Source organism: Microcoleus sp. B4-D4 (genome assembly GCF_036705185.1).
GTDB lineage: Bacteria > Cyanobacteriota > Cyanobacteriia > Cyanobacteriales > Microcoleaceae > Microcoleus.
In genome coordinates this window covers 1-4,321 of the sequence record NZ_JAUBTX010000099.1, presented here as the reverse complement: position 1 = coordinate 4,321, position 4,321 = coordinate 1, and the positions used below count along the sequence as shown (strand labels likewise).

At 44.8% G+C, this 4,321-nt stretch carries 2 protein-coding genes; one reads left to right on the top strand and one right to left on the bottom strand.

Features of this window, described 5'->3' with window-relative positions:
• Nucleotides 1-186: 186 nt before the first annotated feature.
• Nucleotides 187-1,698, bottom strand: a complete 1,512-nt coding sequence (locus QUB13_RS30170; protein ID WP_333388705.1) for a hydroxysqualene dehydroxylase — start codon at nucleotides 1,696-1,698, stop codon at nucleotides 187-189.
• 183 nt (nucleotides 1,699-1,881) lie between these two features.
• Here QUB13_RS30170 and QUB13_RS30165 point away from each other — a divergent pair, with 183 nt between their 5' ends.
• A complete protein-coding gene (locus QUB13_RS30165; RefSeq protein ID WP_333388703.1) occupies nucleotides 1,882-4,101 on the top strand; it encodes a hypothetical protein in 2,220 nt (739 codons plus the stop codon).
• Nucleotides 4,102-4,321: the final 220 nt, after the last annotated feature.

Genomic DNA, 4,321 nt, shown 5'->3' with positions numbered 1-4,321 from the left:
TAGTTGGGACACTAAAACTGTATGAACTTTTGTTCTCAAAAATACCACAAAGTACACAGCCTAGGCTCTGCCTCCTTATTATCTCGCAACTTACAGGAAAGAAAACTGTAGGAGGTGCTTAAATTATTAAGTTTTCGCTCCTTAATTCCTTCTTCCTTCTTCCTTCTTCCTTCTTCCTTCTTCTAATTATGGCAGCCAAAAATCGGGAAGAAAAGTATTAGTCAAACTGCGAGCAAACTGATTAATCTGTCTCCCAACTTGAATATGCGGCTCATCAGCCTCTACAGGAATAACTGCCGCTTTGCTGCCAATTCCGAAACGCGAAATTACCAAATTTGCCGCCTCCAAACCAGTAACATAAGCCTTTTCCTGCGACCAAGAACCGTGACTGGTAACAACCCAATCGCCGCTCATCAATACATTATCATAACTTGTTACCGCCGGCAACAAATACTGATAACTTCCCGGTGCAAAATGCGTCACTGCCCGCGACAAGCGAATCGCGCTGCTGTCAATTACTTTTGCATCCCGAAAAGCGGGAATACAAGTCGCTAAATCTCGCTGCACTAAAGCAACAATTTCCTCATCTTTCAAGGGAATTAATTGATTGGCGTGATAAAAGTCAGCTTCGACAACTGTTCCCGGTTCCGCTCGGAATTCGTCGTGCAAAGCATTCAAATCAAAAAATGTCCAACCCGTAGTCGAACTAAATCCAAAACAGGCATTTGAAGGCAGCGGAATGTTAATTTTCCTGTCAAACCAGAGACGGACAGCTAACACGTCAACAGCACCCAAATTCATTACGTCCCGAAATTCTTGGCGGCTTTGCAAAGCTCGGCTGCTGCTAATAATTTTTTGCATTCCAGTAACGCCAACTGCAAAAATAACTGCATCTGCATCGAAGATTTTATCGCCGCAAACTACGCCCGTAGCTCGGTTGTTGCTGTCAACAATTAAATCAGTAACTCGCTGATTTGTCAATACTTTAGCGCCGATTTTTTCCAGACGTTCCACCCAGGGGCGAAAGATTTTTTCTCCGACAGTACCGCGACACCAAACTACATCAAAATCTGGTTGGTGTGCTAAGATGAAATAATAAAGCATTCCCAAAGCTGCGGCGGCAGAACATTGTTCTCCTGGTGCAAATAAACCTACTAATAACATCGGCTCAAAAGCATCGCGGTACAGCCTCGCAGATACGCCAAACTGTTTGAACAATTCGCGGGCTGTAACGCGATCGTACCTGCGCCAAGCTGCGTCGGAGTTGTCGAAATCTAGGACGGCGTAGAGTAAAGGTAAGGCTGAAAGCCGATCGACTAATGGCAGTCTTTTAAATTTGGTGTAGAGAAAGGTTCCTAACGGTGTGGGAAGTCGCGGCTCGTCCTGAAATATTGGCGATTCTACTTCCAAGCCGGCGGGGGAATACTGACAGGAACGAGTCCAAGGCGTAAACGGATCGAGTCCTAATTCCTTGACTAATGAAAAGATATTTTTGTAGGGATACCAGAAGCCGTGAATGCCTGCTTCTACGGAACGCCCACCGGCGGTTTTCCACCCCGCAACTAAGCCTCCCGGCTGAGGGCCTGCTTCTAACAAAGTTACGTCGTAGCCTTGCTGGGCAAGGTGATAGGTGGCTCCTAAACCGGCCCATCCTGCGCCGACGACGACTATTTTTGGGGCTGGCGATTCTGCTGACATTTTGTACCTCTTCATTTTTGATTTATGATGACATAATTTATGAATAAAAGTGAAATATGTGATCGACTAGCTGAAAGTTATAGTGTTTTTTTGACGGTAGGAAATGTTATATTAAAACGTTAATGTTGGTTTTTTTGATAATTGAGATTCGAGTAAAATACACAAATTTAACTGGTTGTCAATATGCAATTAATTAATTATTTGACTGCTATTTTTGGGGTAATTTGGCAGAACAGCATTTTTCACTGGGCGGCGCTAATTTTGCTGGGCGTGGCTGTTTGGGGCGAGTATACTTCTGTGAAGCAATATCAGCGGTATCTGGGGGCGAAAAGCCGATCGACTTCTGATGCGATCGACTATTTGAGCTCGAAGTCAGACAGCGGTACATCAGGGGCGATCGCACTGCAGCAGCGGGAAACACCTGCAGATACCTGGAAACTGCTGCTAGACTGGTTTAGCGAACACTTGGCGGGCGAAATTACCGCAGGCGGCGAGGCTTACAGGGCGCAGGTAAAATCCGGGCGGTTTGTGTTGTTTCAGTATCCCGCAATTTTAGGGCGATCGGCACCCCGGAGTCAGTGGCGGTTTGTACCGAGCACCTTAGTCGCGCTGGGGGTTTTAGGTACATTTTACGGCATTCAAACTGGCTTGCAAGATGTTAACTTGGGTTCTTTGCAAGATACCAAAGAATTGCTACCATCGATCGGCACGTTGCTGGAGGGAATGAAAACAGCGTTTTCGACTTCTTTGATGGGTTTGGGATCTTCTAGCATATTTACGCTTGTCTTGGCTTGGGGCGATCGCGCGCGCATTGCTAATCGCGATAATTTACGCAATAAATTAGATAAAATCGCGAAATTACAAACCCCAGAACAAATATTTTCCCGCGCCAATTCTAGCGGCGATGTTGAAAGTGCGATCGCCCTTGCAACCGAAACAATGAGAACCGGCTTTGCTCAAATCGTCGAAACTCAAAGCAATGTCAACTCCCAGGAACTCGGACAGCAAATCGGTTTAGCAATGGCCCCAGTTTTTCAAGACATTCGCCAAGAGTTATCCCTACTAAAACAAATTAAAGCCGACCAAGGCGAAGAGATATTAAACAATCTACTTTCTGGACTCCGCACCGAAGTAATCGAACCAGTAGTAGGGCGGTTAGATCAAAGCGCCCAATTAACTCAATCAGCATCCGAAGCTGTCAGAGAACTCAAGAACGAATTGGGCGGAATATCTTCTAGTTTAGCACAATCTATCCTGACAATTCAAACTTTCCAGCAAGATACATTAGTGCAGTTGCAGGAATTTGCCGCCAACTTGCAGCAGATTTTAGGACAGTTTCAGACAGACACCCACGGCGTTTTGCAAGAAATGGCTACCGAAATGCGATCGGGAGTTGGAGAAAGCATTGAAGGCATGAAAGCCCAAAGAACAGCCTTCCAAGAAAGCGCCCAAGAAGCCGCCAACACCTTTAAAGGAATTCAAGATAACTTGCAAGCATCTCTCCACACTCAAGCAGCACAAGAAAAGGAAATGCTAGAAGGAGTTGAAGCCAGAATGACCAATATTTTAAATGCCACCCACGCAGCTTTTCAAACTCAGTCAGACACCATTAAAGCAGTAGGCGACGAAGCTTCGGAACTAATGGACAAGGCGCGAGAAAATCTGGTTGGTAGTTTGCAAAATGTTGACACCATGCTGCAAAATACCCGCGTTACAGTCCAGGAAGAATTAAATAACTTCCGGGTAACATATCAATCCTCTCTCCAACAATTCTTTACCGCGCAAAACAACTTATTAGAAGGTACTTTAGGCAAACAGCAAAAAGGTTTAGCGCAGGTTGTACTGGGCTTGCAAAAAGTTTTTCAAGAAGAATCCCAGAAACGCAAATTGATGTCGCAGCAAGTTGACGAAAGTATGGACAAAATCTTGACAACAGCCGCAGAAGTGAGTCAGTTTGCTAATTCTGTGGGGTTGAATTGCAGCCAGCGTTTGGCACAGTTACAGGAACTAGCAAAGATAACCGGACAAGAAGTGCTGCGGGTAGAAAGCGTGTATGAAAAAATGGCAAATCAGTTCAATGCAGAAGGGGAAAGGTTGCAAACTACTTATACAAATTTGGTGAATCAATTAAATGCAGCTTTGGAAGCGGAACAAGAACAAGTGCGGCGGGTTGAGAGTGCGTATCAAAATATGACAAATCAGTTCGATCGCGCGCTGCAGTCTGGTAACAATCAATTAATTGGCTATTTGGAAAAAACTACGTCATCCCAGCACAAGTTTTTTGAAGAAGCAGATTCTTCGATGGCGAAAGTGTGCAGCGGATTGCAAGAAAGTTCTGATGGTTTAATGCAGGTTGCTCATTATTTGGTGGCTGCTGCTGATAATTTGGGAACGAAGAAATAAGCTATCAACAGTGAGGTTTGTATTTAGGACTTTACTCCTCATAAAGAAGGACTGAAGTTCTCATCCAGTTAGAGACTACGATCGCGCTTGGGATGATATTTAGAAATAGGTTTAGGAGTGCATTTGCTCGTTACCAGGCTCTTCCTGGTAATGCAGATCCGGAGGCTCTGCCTAGGCTGTGTACTTTGTTCGTTTTTATGGTAAAGTATTTCATACAATA

What these genes read in the sequence shown, in the direction of transcription:
- QUB13_RS30170 (WP_333388705.1), bottom strand. Translation starts at nt 1,698, where the DNA reads ATGTCAGCAGAATCGCCAGCCCCAAAAATAGTCGTCGTCGGCGCAGGA.
- QUB13_RS30165 (WP_333388703.1), top strand. Translation starts at nt 1,882, where the DNA reads ATGCAATTAATTAATTATTTGACTGCTATTTTTGGGGTAATTTGGCAG.